This is a genomic window from Gulosibacter sediminis, from assembly GCF_014904065.1.
GTDB lineage: Bacteria > Actinomycetota > Actinomycetes > Actinomycetales > Microbacteriaceae > Gulosibacter > Gulosibacter sediminis.
The window spans coordinates 19,986-32,450 of record NZ_JACXJG010000022.1 but is presented as its reverse complement, the minus strand read 5'-3'; the positions used below and the strand labels follow the sequence as shown (position 1 = coordinate 32,450).

General features: G+C 66.7%; 13 protein-coding genes, 1 tRNA gene and 2 pseudogenes. 6 read left to right on the top strand and 10 right to left on the bottom strand.

Annotated features, from left to right (window positions below; all coding sequences use genetic code 11):
- Nucleotides 1-523 precede the first annotated feature (523 nt).
- The 5 genes and pseudogenes from rplA to ID132_RS11225 all read right to left on the bottom strand — a co-directional run bounded on the left by rplA (nt 524) and on the right by ID132_RS11225 (nt 3,916).
- Nucleotides 524-1,213, bottom strand: a complete 690-nt coding sequence (rplA, locus tag ID132_RS11245; RefSeq protein WP_125106792.1) for a 50S ribosomal protein L1 — start codon at nt 1,211-1,213, stop codon at nt 524-526.
- Nucleotides 1,214-1,338: 125 nt separating this feature from the next.
- A complete protein-coding gene (rplK, locus tag ID132_RS11240) occupies nt 1,339-1,773 on the bottom strand; it encodes a 50S ribosomal protein L11 (RefSeq protein WP_125106791.1) in 435 nt (144 codons plus the stop codon).
- 191 nt (nt 1,774-1,964) lie between these two features.
- Nucleotides 1,965-2,845: pseudogene (gene nusG / locus ID132_RS11235) on the bottom strand (transcription termination/antitermination protein NusG).
- An 88-nt stretch (nt 2,846-2,933) separates the two neighbouring features.
- Nucleotides 2,934-3,659, bottom strand: a complete 726-nt coding sequence (gene secE / locus ID132_RS11230; RefSeq protein WP_241209130.1) for a preprotein translocase subunit SecE — start codon at nt 3,657-3,659, stop codon at nt 2,934-2,936.
- A gap of 184 nt (nt 3,660-3,843) precedes the next feature.
- Nucleotides 3,844-3,916: transfer RNA gene (locus tag ID132_RS11225), tRNA-Trp, on the bottom strand.
- Between the two features lie 172 nt (nt 3,917-4,088).
- On the opposite strand from ID132_RS11225, the gene ID132_RS11220 reads away from it, so the two are divergent.
- Nucleotides 4,089-4,685: a DUF2087 domain-containing protein gene (locus ID132_RS11220; protein WP_164509738.1), complete on the top strand. Its 597-nt coding sequence runs from the start codon at nt 4,089-4,091 to the stop codon at nt 4,683-4,685.
- 51 nt (nt 4,686-4,736) lie between these two features.
- Nucleotides 4,737-5,933 carry a pyridoxal phosphate-dependent aminotransferase gene (locus ID132_RS11215; protein ID WP_125106788.1) on the top strand — a complete coding sequence of 399 codons (1,197 nt, stop codon included), beginning with the start codon at nt 4,737-4,739 and terminating at the stop codon, nt 5,931-5,933.
- A 54-nt stretch (nt 5,934-5,987) separates the two neighbouring features.
- Here ID132_RS11215 and ID132_RS11210 read toward each other — a convergent pair whose 3' ends face one another.
- The 5 genes from ID132_RS11210 to ID132_RS11190 all read right to left on the bottom strand — a co-directional run bounded on the left by ID132_RS11210 (nt 5,988) and on the right by ID132_RS11190 (nt 9,854).
- Nucleotides 5,988-6,770, bottom strand: a complete 783-nt coding sequence (locus ID132_RS11210; protein WP_125106787.1) for a hypothetical protein — start codon at nt 6,768-6,770, stop codon at nt 5,988-5,990.
- A gap of 57 nt (nt 6,771-6,827) precedes the next feature.
- A complete protein-coding gene (locus tag ID132_RS11205) occupies nt 6,828-7,880 on the bottom strand; it encodes a UDP-N-acetylmuramate dehydrogenase (RefSeq protein WP_193128652.1) in 1,053 nt (350 codons plus the stop codon).
- Entirely contained in the window at nt 7,877-8,299 is a 423-nt protein-coding gene (locus tag ID132_RS11200) for a MaoC/PaaZ C-terminal domain-containing protein (RefSeq protein WP_193128651.1), read from the bottom strand. Before ID132_RS11200 ends, ID132_RS11205 begins: the two co-directional genes overlap by 4 nt.
- A 2-nt stretch (nt 8,300-8,301) precedes the next feature.
- A complete protein-coding gene (locus tag ID132_RS11195; protein WP_193128650.1) occupies nt 8,302-8,754 on the bottom strand; it encodes an FAS1-like dehydratase domain-containing protein in 453 nt (150 codons plus the stop codon).
- 143 nt (nt 8,755-8,897) lie between these two features.
- Entirely contained in the window at nt 8,898-9,854 is a 957-nt protein-coding gene (locus ID132_RS11190) for a class II glutamine amidotransferase (RefSeq protein ID WP_164509737.1), read from the bottom strand.
- A gap of 85 nt (nt 9,855-9,939) precedes the next feature.
- Between ID132_RS11190 and ID132_RS11185 the strand changes: the two genes are divergently transcribed.
- From ID132_RS11185 to ID132_RS11170, 4 genes and pseudogenes are all read left to right on the top strand, one after another.
- Nucleotides 9,940-10,089 (top strand): hypothetical protein, encoded by a 150-nt coding sequence (locus tag ID132_RS11185; RefSeq protein ID WP_164509736.1) that lies wholly within the window; start codon nt 9,940-9,942, stop codon nt 10,087-10,089.
- Nucleotides 10,090-10,269: 180 nt separating this feature from the next.
- Nucleotides 10,270-10,653, top strand: a complete 384-nt coding sequence (locus tag ID132_RS11180; RefSeq protein ID WP_235988528.1) for a MarR family transcriptional regulator — start codon at nt 10,270-10,272, stop codon at nt 10,651-10,653.
- 68 nt (nt 10,654-10,721) lie between these two features.
- Nucleotides 10,722-11,980 (top strand): annotated as a pseudogene (locus ID132_RS11175) (MFS transporter).
- Between the two features lie 128 nt (nt 11,981-12,108).
- Nucleotides 12,109-12,465, top strand: a 357-nt coding sequence (locus ID132_RS11170) for a MarR family transcriptional regulator (protein ID WP_211198398.1), incomplete at its 3' end; no start/stop codon positions are given.

Below are 12,465 nucleotides of genomic sequence, written 5' to 3'. Positions count from 1 at the left end.
GCGGGCGGAACAGGAACGAGAGGCCGATCGAGGCCATCGAGATCAGCGTTGGGCCGGCCGGGCCCATCGCCTCGCCCATCGGCCCGAAGAACTGGGTGTTGAAGATGAGCGACGCCGCGAAGGCGTAANTGAAGAAGTCGTACCACTCAACGGTGGTGCCGACGATCGTCGCGGCGAGGACGCGCCGGCGCTCGGCCGGGCTCGTCACCGGCAACTGGTCGATTTCAGAGGTGTTGGACATTTCATGGCTCCGTTGTCATGACAATCCGAGTCGGCCACCGTGGCGCGACTCAGGCGAACGTCACATTCGTCACGCCAGACACTACCGCATTACCGACCCGATCGTCGGTAATTCCCTCGCCCGCCTTTGCTCGCCGGCGCCAGCGCCCTCCCGCAGCATCCCGAGGGCCGGATGCGCGGCTCGAGTCGCGCCTCCGGCTGCAGGCCCTCGCACCGGCCAGGAAACGCAAACTGGCCCCGCCGAAGCGGGGCCAGTGAACTCGCGACGAGCGCGAGACGTTGCTTAGAACGCCGAAACGTCGAGGGGGATCGACGGGCCGAAGGTCGTCGCGACGACAGCCTTCTGCACGTAACGGCCCTTCGCCGAAGCCGGCTTGAGGCGGATGACCTCGTCGAGCGCGGCCTGCAGGTTCTCGGTGAGCTGCTCGGCGTCGAACGACGCCTTGCCCGCGATGAAGTGCAGGTTCGAGTGCTTGTCGACGCGGAACTCGATCTTGCCGCCCTTGATCTCGGTGACAGCCTTGGCGGCGTCCGGGGTCACGGTACCGGTCTTCGGGTTCGGCATGAGACCACGGGGACCAAGCACCTTACCGAGACGGCCTACCTTGCCCATCATGTCGGGGGTGGCGACGGCCGAGTCGAAGTCGGTCCAGCCGTCAGCGACCTTCGCGATGAGTTCGTCGCTGCCGACCTCGTCGGCGCCCGCGGCGAGGGCGGCCTCAGCGGCCGGGCCCTGCGCGAACACGATGACGCGAGCGGTCTTACCGGTGCCGTGCGGCAGGCTGACGGTGCCACGCACCATCTGGTCGGCCTTGCGCGGGTCAACGGCGAGGCGCAGTGCGACCTCGACGGTGCTGTCGAACTTCGCCGACGAAGTGTCCTTCGCAAGCTGCGCGGCCGAGGCAAGGTCGTAGACCTTGCCCTCTTCAATCTTCTCTGCCGCGGCGCGGTACGCCTTGGAATTCTTTGCCATGTTGTGCTCCTTTGAGAGTGTGCGGTCGAACGAGCTGGCTGGCTCTCCCGCGAAAGTGTGTACGGCCACGCGCTGTGGCGCGGCGTGTGTGCACTACCCCGATCGCTAGCTCGGGGAGGCGGGGGCTAGTTGCCCGTGACCTCGATGCCCATGGAGCGGGCGGTGCCGGCGATGATCTTCGCGCCAGCTTCGATGTCGTTCGCGTTGAGGTCGGCCTTCTTGGTCTCGGCGATTTCGCGCGCCTGGTCCATGGTCATCTTGCCGACCTTGTTCGTGTGGGGCACACCCGAGCCCTTCTTCACGCCCGCAGCCTTCTTGATGAGCTCAGCCGCCGGGGGCGTCTTGAGCACGAAGGTGAACGAACGGTCTTCGTACACGGTGATCTCAACGGGCACAATGTTGCCGCGCTGCTGCTCGGTCGCCGCGTTGTACGCCTTGCAGAACTCCATGATGTTGACGCCGTGCTGACCCAGGGCCGGACCAACCGGCGGAGCAGGGTTCGCGGCGCCAGCCTGGATCTGAAGCTTGATCAGACCCGAAACCTTCTTCTTCGGTGCCATGTGGTTTCCTTTCTGTCGAGTGGATGTTGCGAACATCCCTCTCCCGCAACGCCGGCCTTTCCGGCGCCCGGTATCGGTTGCGCATGCGCAACCCCGCAAGTTTACTCGATTCCGCACATCCTGGCCAGGGGCGGTTCATGCGAACGCGGCGCCGACCACGTGGGTCGACGCCGCGTCTGCTCGAGCTGAAGTTAGAGCTTCGCGACCTCGTCGAACGAGAGCTCGACGGGAGTCTCGCGACCGAAGAGGGAGACGAGCACGATGAGCTTGCCCGCCGCGGCGTTGATCTCGCTGATCGAACCGGTGAGGCCTTCGAACGAGCCTTCCTTGATCGTGACGGTCTCGCCGTTCTCGAACTCGACCTCGGTGATCGGCTGCTTGCCGCCCGTGGCAGCGCCGGCCTTGGCCTCACCCTTGACATCCTTGACGTCGGGCAGCTCGACGATGCTCTTGAGCATCTCGAAGACTTCCTTGAATCGCAGCGGCACCGGGTCGTGCGCGTTACCAACAAATCCCGTGACGCCCGGCGTCTGACGCACGAGCGACCAGCTGTCCTCAGTGAGGTGCATGCGAACGAGCACGTAGCCGGGGATACGCACGCGCGTGACCATCTTGCGCTGGCCGTTCTTCATCTCGACGACGTCTTCCATGGGCACCTGCACCTCATAGATGTCGTCGGCGCCCTCGGACGACTCCGAGCGCTTCTTGTTCTCGACGCGCTGCTGGAGGTTGTCGCGCACCTTGCGCTCGAAGCCGGCGTAGGTGTGGATGACGTACCACTTGCCGGGCTTCATGCGCAGTTCGAGCTTGAACTCGGCGTAGGGGTCAACCTCGGCCTCGTCGTCGCCCTCGGCGGCTTCACCTTCGACGGCTTCACCTTCGGCGGCGGGCTCGGCGTCGGCCGACTCGGCGTCAACGGTCTCAGCGCCGTCGGATGCGACTGCGTCGGTCGCGACGGNGTCTCGACGTCGTTAGCCTCGGCCTCGACAGGCGCGTCCTGGCTCTGGGGAGCCTCGTTCACGGCGTCGAGCTCGGTCTCGTTCTGCTCGGGAAGCTGGGTTTCGTCAGCCACGGTAGTTCAACTCACTTCATCGAATTGCGGCGCGACGGCCGCTCGGTCTGTGTCGGACGCGCGGGCGTGTGGCGCCGCGACTTGGGGATTACGGGGTCGCCGTCGCGGTCGGGTCAACCGACTCGGTCGGCAGGACGGTCTCGGTGGGCACCGGCGTCTGGGTCGGATCGCCGCCCTGGAACCAGTCCTCGGGGAACAGCGACTGGCCGTTGCCAAACACCCACGAGGAGGCGAAGCCGAAGATCCAGTCGAAGAGCATCACGAGCAGCATCATGATGATGAGGAACGCGATCACGACGCCGACGTAGCGCCAGAGTTCCTGGCGGGTCGGGGTGACGACCTTCTTCAGCTCGATGACGACTTCACTGAAGAACTTGCGAAGGCCGCGCTTCTCGCCAGCGTCCTTCTTGTCGTTCTTCTGCTTGCTCGTCTTCTTCGATGCCTCAACAGCGGCGCCCTTGGCTGAGGTCTTCTCGCCGCGCTTCGCCTTCTTGCCCTTGCCGGATGCGACTACCGCAGCATCCTTCTTGGCGTCAGACTTCGCGTCGTCCGAGTCAGCGTCGTCAGCGTCGTCGGCGTCGCTGTCGTCAGCGTCGTCGTCCTCGGCATCAGCATCACTGTCACCCGCGTCCTCATCAGCCTCGGCTTCGGCGTCAGCCTCGTCATCGGCGTCTTCGTCAGCTTCGCTCACAGCCGACTCGTCGGCCGCCTCCGCATCAAGCGTCTCGTCCAAAGCGTCGGCCTCGTCACCGCTTGGTTCGGTGCTGTTGGTGAGGTCGTCGTCACGCTCGTCATCAGACGTGCCTGTGGCCACGCGGATCCCTTTCGAAGCTTGGATATGCGGCACGAACCGGATTTTGGGCGCACTGCAGTATGCCTTTTGGCAACTGCATCAGCCTACGTCACAGCGACAACCTTGTCGATAACGCGAGCCCGATTGCCCCGCAAAACCAGCCGAGATGCAAAACGGGCCGTGCACTCCGCACGGCCCGTGGCTGCAGGGCGGACAGGAATCGAACCTGCAACCTGCGGTTTTGGAGACCGCTGCTCTGCCAATTGAGCTACCGCCCTACGTCACGTCGCGCATACTGCGCGGGCAACCCAGACAGTTTACGACAAAACCGCCGCCACCTCCACATGCCGATGCGAGGTTGCCCTCGAACCGACCGCCGGATGCTGCGGCCGGGTTTGCTATTGCGAGCCGAACGCGGGTGAAATGCCGGTACGAGAGGAAGTGTCATCCATGACTCACCAGTGGCGCAATGTCATCGCGCTCTTTGTCAATGAACAGACGCGTCAGGTCGCCGGGCGGCTGCTGCTCGACGAAACAGTCCACCCAGATTCCCTTGGGCTTTCGCCGTCACGCACCCGACACGTGGTGAGCGCGATCGTGAACTCGGGCATCGCTGAGTTGGCCACCGACGGCGCGCTGACGCTGACGCCGTCAGTGTTTCCAGAGCTACTTAGCGAGGGTAAGCGCGAGGCCAAAACCGGGATTCAACGTTTTCTCGTCGATGGGCGCATCGGCACCTATCCGGCAACTCCGAGCGAGCGAGGTGCGCTTCTACGCTGGGTTCGCGACCAGGTCATCGCTCACGACGAAACGCTCTCCGAGACCGAGATGAACGAGCGTCTATCCAAGTTCCACGACGACGTCGCGGTGCTCCGCAGATACTTGGTCGACTTCGGCCTCGTGGAACGACGCTATGACGGCACTGAGTACCGCCATAGCGGCGTCAACCATTCGCGAGCACGACGTTGCGTGACGCCGCGAGTTTGGCGTTCGCGCACATCCGGCCCATTTCCGGCGGATGTGCAGACAGCCGGCCGCACGTCATGAAAAATGAATGACGGTAACCCGTTCACAACCGCACAAACTAGACTGCACATCATGACTGAATCGCGTCTTTCGTCCCGCGTCTCCGCCATCGCCCCTTCGGCCACGCTGAAGGTCGACAATAAGGCCAAGGCCCTCAAGGCAGAGGGCCGCCCGGTGATTTCGTACGCCGCCGGCGAGCCCGACTTCGCAACGCCGCAGCACGTCATCGACGCCGCTGTCGAGGCCGTGAAGGACCCGAAGAACCACAAGTACACGGCCAACGTCGGTCTGCCCGAGCTGCGCGACGCGATCGTCGAGAAAACCGCGCGCGACTCGGGCCTCACCGTGCCCGCGAGCCGCGTGCTCGTCACGAACGGCGGCAAGCAGGCCGTGTTCGAGACGATCCAGGCGATCATCGGCGACGGCGACGATGTGCTGCTGCCGACCCCGGCGTGGACCACCTACCCCGAGGTCATCAAGTTCGCCGGCGGCAACACCATCGAGGTCTTCGCCGGCGCCGACCAGGGCTACAAGGTCACCGTCGAGCAGCTCGAGGCCGCGCGCACGCCCGACACGAAGGCGATGCTCTTCGTTTCGCCGTCGAACCCGACCGGCGCCGTCTACTCGCCCGACGAGACCCGCACCATCGGCGAGTGGGCGCTCGAGCACGGCGTGTGGGTCATCGCCGACGAGATCTACCAGAACCTCGTCTACGACGGAGTGAAGGCCACCTCGATCGTCGAGGCCGTGCCGGCGCTCGCCGAGCAGGCCGTGCTCGTTAACGGTGTCGCGAAGTCGTTCGCGATGACCGGCTGGCGCGTGGGCTGGATGGTGGGCCCGGAGGACGTCATCAAGGGCGCCGCGAACCTGCAGTCGCACCTCACGAGCAACGTGAACAACGTCGCGCAGCGCGCCGCGCTCGCCGCCCTCATCGGGCCGAGCGAGCCGATCGAGGAATTCCGCCTCGCCTTCGACCGCCGCCGCAAGCTCATGGTCGACGAGCTCAGCAAGGTCAACGGCTTCACCGTGCCGACGCCCCAGGGCGCGTTCTACGTCTACGCCGATGTGTCGGGCGTGCTCGGCAAGGAGTACGACGGCGTTCGCCTCGAGACCTCGCTCGACCTCGCCGACTTCCTGCTCGATCGGGCCGAGGTCGCGGCCGTCCCCGGCGAGGCCTTCGGCCCCTCGGGTTACCTGCGCTTCAGCTACGCGCTCGGCGACGACGCACTCGTCGAAGGCGTGCGCCGCATCCAGGCGCTCTTCAACTAACTCGCGCCACGCCGCGCGCCAGTAGCCGGGCCCCGTCGCAAGACGGCGGCCCGGCTACGGCGTTGTGAAGGTAATTTCGGCGAGCTTGTCGAGCAGCTCGTCGTTGTCGTCGAGCGTCGTCGTGCTCCACAGCACGATGTGCACGCGCGTGCCGGTGAGCGGCATGACGCGCTGCAGCAGCCAGACCTGGCCGCCCTCGCACTCGTCGGCCCGCACGCCGAGCAGCTCGAGTTTCGTGCCGTCCTCGCCCTCAAGCAGGTACGACTCGGGCTCGGAGATGCCCGTCGCGCCGTACGAGCACTCGTCGTTGATGCGGTTGAGCTGTGCGAGCGTGAGCTCTTTGTCGGTCTGGTTCGAGTTGAACACCGACGTCTGCCACACCTGAATCTGCGCGCTGTAGTCGGGCGCATACATCGTCAACTGCTCGGGGCGATTCACGATGTCCTGCTCGATCCAGTCGCCGAGCTTCGGGTAGACGAGCGTGAAGCCATCCTCGAACACCGCATCCTGCTCAATCGAGACCGTGTCGCCCGGCTGCACCGCGTAGGGCGTCGGCGTGGGGCCCACGGTGTCGGTCGGGCCGGCGGTGCCGCCGCCGTTGCTCTCGAGCGGCGCCGCGGCCTCGCCCTGGCTCGGCTGCAACGGGTTTCCCCACAGCAGCGCGAGCGTGATGACGAGGCCGATGACGACGACCGCCGAGGCGCTCGTGAGCACAATCGTGAGGGGTGACCAGACGCGGCGGCGCGACGAGCCGGATGCGTCGGGCACAGCAGCCGCTGCCGGCTCGGCCCCGAAGCGGGGCTCGGGCGGGCTGAATCTCGGTCGCTGCTCACTCACCTGGGTCTCCGTCTCGTTGGCGCACTTCGAGTGTCGCGCAGCAGCCGCGCGAACGCACTACAGCTGCAGGCCGATCAGGTTCGGCTCGGGGATGAGTTCGACGCCGAACTCGGCGAGCACGCGGGCGCGCACATAGCGCGCGAGCTCGGCGATCTGCTCGGCCGTCGCATCCGCGTGGTTCGTGATCGCGAGCGTGTGCTTCGACGAGATCGCGGCGCCGCTGCCGGGCAGCGCGAATCCCTTCTTGACGCCGGCATGCTCGATGAGCCACGCCGCCGAGAGCTTCACGAGTTCGAGGCCCTCGGCGTCCTTGCCCGCCTCGAAACGGGGCGCGCTCGCCGGCAGCGCCTCGCTCGCGAAGCTGCGGCGCACGATCGGGTTCATGAAGAACGAGCCGCTCGAACGCGTGTCGACGTCGCTCGGGTCGAGCACCATGCCCTTCGAGGCGCGCAGGCGCAGCACGGCCTCGCGCTGCTGCGCGACCGGCACACGCTCGCCGAGCTCGACGTCGAGCGCTTTCGCGAGTTGCGCGTACTGTACTGGGGCGCCGTCGGTCGAGTCGACTTCGCGCAACCGCAGCTCGACCGCGAGCACGAGCCCGAGGAGCTCCTCGCGCTTGAGCGCCGAGGTGCGGTAGCCGAGGCCGAGGTCGGCGGCCGCGACCCAGCGACGTTCGCCGGCATCCGCATCCGCCACCTCGACGCGCACGAGCACGTCGGCGAGCTCCTGCCCGTAGGCGCCGATGTTCTGCACCGGCGTCGCGCCGACCGAGCCGGGGATGCCCGCGAGCGCCTCGATGCCGCTGAGCCCGCGCGCAACGGTGGCGTCGACGAGCTCGCTCCATGACTCCCCCGCATGGGCGACGACGATGACCTCGCCGCCCTCGCCCGGGCGGTACTCAACACTGCGGGTCGCGACCCGCAGCACGGGGCCGTCGAAGCCGTCGTCGCTCACGATCGTGTTCGAGCCGCCGCCGATGACGAGGAACGGCTCGTCGCGGTCGGCGAGGTCGAAGTACGCCTCGGCGAGCGCGTCGCGGGTCACGGGCTCGATGAGATCAGCCTCGGCCTGCGAGACCTGCGTCGTCGTCAGCTGCGCGAACGTCGTCATGCGGTGAACTTCGCGCGCACCTGCGCCTTGGTCAGCACCGTCTTGTCAGCGAAGCTCACGGTGAGGTCGATGCGGCCGATGCCGTCGTCGCCCGCCTCTTCGCCGACCGTCGCGACGATCTGCACCTCCGCTCCCCCGCTCGCATCGACGAGCACCGGGCGTGTGAAGCGCACCTGGTAGTCGACGACGCGGCCCGGGTCGCCGAGCAGCTCGATGACCGGCTGGATCGCCGCACCCATCGTGAGCATGCCGTGCGCGAGCACGCCGGGCAGGCCGACCTCGACCGCGATGTCGTCGCGGTAATGGATGGGGTTGAAGTCGCCGGATGCGCCGGCGTAGCGCACGAGCGACTCGCGCGTGAAGTGCAGGGTGGTTTCGAGCAGCTGCTCGCCCTTGGCTGCCGTTTCGAGGGTTGCCATGGTTAGTTCGCCCCTTCCCCGCCGACCACGAGCGTCGCGTAGGCGGTCACGACGAGCTCGCCCGCCGCATCCGTCAGCCTGGTCGTCGCCTGGATCATCGCGTTGCCGCGCACCGCGCGCACCGTCGTCACCTCGAGCTCGGCACCGAGCTCGTCGCCCGCGACGATCGGGCGCTCGTAGGTGAAGCGTTCGTCGCCGTGCACGACGTTTTTGAGTTCGAAGTCGGCCATCGGGTCGGCGAGCAGCAGCTGCAGGCCGCGGTCTTGCAGCACGGCCGGGTAGGTCGTGGGCGCGACGACGTCGGCGTAGCCGGCCGCGCGGGCCGCCTCGACATCGAAGTGGATGGGGTTGCTCGCGAAGACAGCCGCCGCGAAAGCGCGCACGTGCTCGCGCCCAACGAGATAGGGCTCGGCGAGCGCGAAGCGTCGGCCGACGAGATCCGGGTTCACAGTCACCCCGCCAGTCTAGGCGCCGCGGAAATGCGTTGTTTTTCCCAACGTAAGAAGGCCATGAGGTTGAGGCCCCTTATCGCCGTCTCAGGTCGGGAAAAACGACGCATTGCAGCGACGCTAGCTGGTGGTGGACATAGCCGGCGGAGCTAGCTGGCGCGGAGCTGGCGGTGGCGCGCGAGTTCGTCGATCGTCGAGTCGTTGAGGGCGGCGTGGCCGCGGCGCGACGCGGTCTCGCGAATGCCGAAAATCTTGCGCTGCGACAGCTCGAGCGTGTCGAGGTCGATGCGGGTGATCGTGTCGTCGGGCACGCGGCTCCAGCCGGCGAGGTTGATGCCGGTCGACGAGAACACGGTCGTGCCGTCGGGCCGCTGCAGCATAGCGAGCTTGTAGTAGTTCTCGTCGTGGTCGTCGGGCAGCAGCGCCGGGTCGATGCCATACGAGCGGAAGTCTTCGTCGGTGACGTGCGCCGTCGAGTTCGCGTGAATCACGATGAGCTCGGCGTCGGTGAGCACGACGGCGTTGAGGCTCGCGTTCGGGAACGTGCGACGGAGCCGCTGCACGGCGCGCACAACGCCCTCGGCGACGGTGCCGCCACCCTCGCGAATCTGCTTGCGCACATACGAGAAGTAGAGCTCGGAGTCGGTCGTGCCCGACACGGCGCGCAGTTCCTCCTCGCTGAGCAGCTCCTCGAAGCGCTCAACGGGAATGATCGAGCCGTTGTGGGCAAATGCGATGCCGTTCGCGACGAAGGGGTGCGTGTTCACCTTCGTGCGCTTGAGCCGGTCGGTCGCGAGCCGCAGGTGCACGAGTCGCGAGTACGACGGCACGCTCTCGAGCGCGGCCGTGAGCATCGGGTCAGCCTGGCCGGGCGTCGAAACGCGCGCCGACTCAACCTCGGGCAGCTCTTCGCCCGGGCCCGACGCGAGCCAAGCGGTGCCCCACCCATCGTTATGCACGCTCGTCATCTGCTGGAAGGCCTCGGCGTTGGCCTCGCCGATCACCTCCGAGACGGTTGTCTCACTGGGTGCGGCGTAGGCGAGCAATCGGCACATGTGCAGGCTCCCCTCGTTGGTTGCGGTGTCGTCGCGGGCGCGGCGATTCATCCATTGTCCCGCGCGACCGGCCGCCCGTCGAGCGCGCGCGACGCCGCGCGTAACACTCACGCCACAACTGCGAGAGAATAGCGGGGTGATTTTGGGTATGGATGGGCTGGCTGCGGGCGCCGGCGAGGCCGCGAGCGCGGTGTCCTGGTGGATCGGCGGCATCGTCGTCGCCGTCATCTTCGGTGCGATGGTGTGGCGCACGGTGCACCGCAACCGCATGAAGAAAAAGAAGTAGCCCCAGCCCTCCCGTTGAGCACGCGGCACTCGCCCCGGGCGACCGCGGCGTCAGCATGCCGATACGCAGATACATTGACTATTTATATAAGTTAGTTATATGTTTCTTGCGTGACAGATCCGCACGACCACAACCGCGTCGCCGCCCGCCTCGTCATGTACGGCAGCCGCTTCGCGACCTATGCACGCCTGCGCGCCAGTGAGCCGCGCTCGGTCGTCGCCCTGCGCATCCTGTNCGCTGCTGCAGCAGCTCGGCCCGATTCGCATTGGCGACATCGCCCTCCGCGAGCGCTTGTCGCAGCCCGCGATCAGCACTTCGGTGACCAAGCTCGAGGCGGATGGGCTGGTCGCCCGCGAGTCCGACCCGACGGATGCGCGGGCGACCGTCGTGCGCCTCACCGAGGCCGGCGATGCCGAGATCCGCGCGTTCCGCCTGCGCGCAGGCGAGGCGGTGCGACCGGCGCTCGAGCAACTCGACGAGGACGAGTGGGTCACGCTCGCGCGGGCCACCGACATCCTCGAGCGGCTCACCATCGACGAGCCGCCGCATCCACACCACCACTAATCCAATCGCTGCCCCGCACGCCGCTGCGCACTGCCCCCGACGTCAGGACACCAACCCGAGAAAGCGAAATGTCCCAAGACACGCAGCCACCTAAGTCGTCACTTCTCAAGCAGCCGCTCTCAGTCTGGGCGATCGCCTTCGCCTGCACCGTCTCATTCATGGGCATCGGCCTTGTCGACCCGATCTTGCCGGCGATCAGCAAGGAACTCGACGCGACGCCGTCGCAGACCATGCTGCTGTTCACGAGCTACCTGCTCATCACCGCCGTCGCGATGTTCTTCACGAGCTGGGTCGCGAGCCGTCTCGGCACGAAGCGCACGCNCATCGTCGGCCTCGTGCTCATCATCGTGTTCGCCGCTCTCGCCGGTACGTCGGGCAGCGTCGACACGATCATCGGCTTCCGCGCCGGCTGGGGCCTCGGCAACGCGCTGTTCATTTCGACCTCCCTCGCCGCCATTGTCGGCGCCTCAGGCGGCAGCGGCAGCGCGATCGTGCTCTACGAAGCCGCGCTCGGCGTCGGAATGGCGCTCGGCCCGCTGCTCGGCGGCGCGCTCGGTGAGGTGTCGTGGCGCGGGCCGTTCTTCGGCACGGCAGCACTCATGGCCATCGGCTTCATCGCCATCGCGACCCTGCTGCGCAAGCCGACCGAGAAGCCGGTGCCAGTGCCGATCTCGGCGAGCTTCAAGGCGCTGCGCAACCCGACGCTGCGCTCGCTCGGCATCACGGCCCTGTTCTACAACTTCGGCTTCTTCACGATCCTCGCGTACTCTCCCTACCNCTCGAGGCGGCCGCCGCGGCGCAGGGGCTGGAGTTCGGCGCGCACGAACTCGGTCTCGTGTTCTTCGGCTGGGGCCTGCTGCTCGCGATCACGTCGGTACTCGTGGCACCCGTGCTGACGCGCAACTTCGGTCTCGTGAAGACGCTGTTCTCGATGCTCGTGCTGCTCACCGCGACGCTCGTCGTCATGGCATTCTCGATCGGCAACCTCACGGCGCTTGTCTGCTGCGTTATCGTCTCGGGCGCGTTCCTCGGCGTGGTCAACACCGCCCTCACCGAGACCGTCATGGAGGCGACCAACCTGCCGCGCCAGGTGGCATCGTCGACCTACTCGGGCATCCGCTTCCTCGGCGGCGCGATCGCACCGGCCGTTTCGGGCCCGATCGCCGAGGCCATGGGCGCCGAGTCGCCGTACTGGTTCGGCGCGGCCGCCCTCATCGTCTCGATCGTCGTGCTCGGCATCTCATCGAAGCGCCTGCAGCAGATCGGCCGTCCGCACGAAACCGCGCAGGAGGAGGCCCAGACCATCTCGGCCGGCGACGCCGCATAGGCCGTCGCACCCGCATCCTGAAGGTTTCACAGGTACCTGTTGCAATTTGCGACAGGTACCTGTACTTTTATCTGCAGGTACCAATTGAACAGGTACCAGCAGCTTTCACCAACCTGAAGGAGAACCTCATGGAAAGCCACGAACTCTATCGAAAGTTCCGCGAGGCGGCCCGCCTCATGCGCCCCCACCCGCACGGTGGGCCCCACGGCGGCCCGCACGGCCCCGCCGCCGACCCGACCCGCGGCCAGGGCCGCATCCTCGCCGCCCTGAAACTGCAGGACGGCATCGCGACGAAGGACCTCGCGTTCATTCTGGGCATGCGCGTCGCCTCGCTCAACGAGGCGCTCGTCAAGCTTGAGAAGACCGAACTCATCACCCGAGAGCCGGCCGACGACGACAAGCGCGTCATCCTGATTCGCCTCACTGAGGCGGGGCGGGCGACCGAGCAGCTCGTGCCCGAGCGCCCCGACGCGTTCTCGAGCCTG

What these genes read in the sequence shown, in the direction of transcription:
- rplA (WP_125106792.1), bottom strand. Translation starts at nt 1,213, where the DNA reads ATGGCAAAGAATTCCAAGGCGTACCGCGCCGCGGCAGAGAAGATTGAA.
- rplK (WP_125106791.1), bottom strand. Translation starts at nt 1,773, where the DNA reads ATGGCACCGAAGAAGAAGGTTTCGGGTCTGATCAAGCTTCAGATCCAG.
- ID132_RS11220 (WP_164509738.1), top strand. Translation starts at nt 4,089, where the DNA reads ATGACTCACCAGTGGCGCAATGTCATCGCGCTCTTTGTCAATGAACAG.
- ID132_RS11215 (WP_125106788.1), top strand. Translation starts at nt 4,737, where the DNA reads ATGACTGAATCGCGTCTTTCGTCCCGCGTCTCCGCCATCGCCCCTTCG.
- ID132_RS11205 (WP_193128652.1), bottom strand. Translation starts at nt 7,880, where the DNA reads ATGACGACGTTCGCGCAGCTGACGACGACGCAGGTCTCGCAGGCCGAG.
- ID132_RS11200 (WP_193128651.1), bottom strand. Translation starts at nt 8,299, where the DNA reads ATGGCAACCCTCGAAACGGCAGCCAAGGGCGAGCAGCTGCTCGAAACC.
- ID132_RS11190 (WP_164509737.1), bottom strand. Translation starts at nt 9,854, where the DNA reads ATGAATCGCCGCGCCCGCGACGACACCGCAACCAACGAGGGGAGCCTG.